2 protein-coding genes and 1 pseudogene are annotated in these 1322 nt (G+C 50.9%); 2 read left to right on the forward strand and 1 reads right to left on the reverse strand.

Going from position 1 to position 1322, the window contains the following annotated elements:
• Positions 1-150, reverse strand: a pseudogene (locus tag R7Z41_RS23855) (A/G-specific adenine glycosylase); the annotation flags it as partial.
• A gap of 160 nt (positions 151-310) precedes the next feature.
• Here R7Z41_RS23855 and trmB point away from each other — a divergent pair.
• Positions 311-1030 (forward strand): tRNA (guanosine(46)-N7)-methyltransferase TrmB, encoded by a 720-nt coding sequence (trmB, locus tag R7Z41_RS23860; RefSeq protein ID WP_000786911.1) that lies wholly within the window; start codon positions 311-313, stop codon positions 1028-1030.
• On the forward strand, positions 1030-1322 hold a 293-nt coding region (locus R7Z41_RS23865), incomplete at its 3' end, for a YggL family protein (RefSeq protein ID WP_318141625.1). The genes trmB and R7Z41_RS23865, both read left to right, overlap by 1 nt.

The following is a 1322-nucleotide window of genomic DNA, read 5'->3' on the forward strand; positions in this document are numbered from 1 at the left end:
GGGGATAACGGTCGCAACCTGAGTTTGTTGCAACATCACTTCTGAGAGCCATACTTTGTAGGGCGTCTTGTCAATTTGCCAGGGCAGAGTTTTTCGCCCGTATTTATCGTACCAGTCCAGAACCTGAGCTGAAAATTGCGACGCTTGCATGGTCACCGAATTCACTGTTGTTGGGGGCAAGATTGCAGCACAGCGACGGCAGGGTGTAAACCGGAACTTTCCGCAGCCACGGCCTTATCATGCTTGCATCCGGCAACTAACTTTGGATAATGCCCGTTTTCAGAACACTTTCACAAGCGACTAAATCTTTATGAAAAACGACGTCATTTCACCGGAATTTGATGAAAACGGCCGCCCACTGCGCCGTATCCGTAGTTTTGTGCGCCGCCAGGGGCGACTGACCAAAGGCCAGGAACATGCGCTGGAAAACTACTGGCCGGTGATGGGCGTTGAGTTCAGCGAAGATATGCTGGATTTCCCCGCGCTTTTTGGCCGTGAAGCGCCGGTGACGCTTGAGATTGGTTTTGGCATGGGGGCGTCGCTGGTGGCAATGGCTAAAGATCGCCCTGAGCAGGACTTCCTCGGCATTGAAGTGCATTCACCGGGCGTTGGTGCGTGCCTGGCTTCTGCGCATGAAGAAGGTTTAAGCAACCTGCGCGTGATGTGTCACGATGCGGTTGAAGTGCTGCATAAAATGATTCCTGACAATTCATTGCGCATGGTGCAGCTCTTTTTCCCTGACCCGTGGCACAAAGCGCGCCATAATAAACGCCGTATCGTTCAGGTGCCGTTTGCCGAACTGGTAAAAAGCAAACTGCAGCTGGGGGGCGTATTCCATATGGCGACCGACTGGGAACCTTATGCGGAACATATGCTTGAAGTGATGTCTTCTATTGACGGTTATAAAAACTTGTCAGAGAGCAATGATTACGTACCGCGTCCGGCATCACGTCCGGTGACGAAATTTGAACAACGTGGTCATCGTCTTGGTCACGGAGTATGGGACTTAATGTTCGAGAGGGTGAAATAATGGCAAAGAACCGTAGCCGTCGTCTGCGTAAAAAAATGCACATCGACGAATTCCAGGAATTAGGATTTTCGGTGGCATGGCGATTCCCGGAAGGTACATCGGAAGAACAGATTGATAAAACCGTTGATGATTTTATTAACGAGGTTATCGAACCGAACAAACTGGCCTTTGACGGCAGCGGTTATCTGGCCTGGGAAGGTCTGATCTGCATGCAGGAAATCGGCAAATGCACCGAAGAACATCAGGCGATTGTGCGTAAGTGGCTGGAAGAGCGCAAACTGGATGAGGTACG

Origin of the sequence: Vibrio sp. 1457 (genome assembly GCF_033340195.1) — a bacterium.
Taxonomy (GTDB): Bacteria; Pseudomonadota; Gammaproteobacteria; order Enterobacterales; family Vibrionaceae; genus Vibrio; species Vibrio alginolyticus.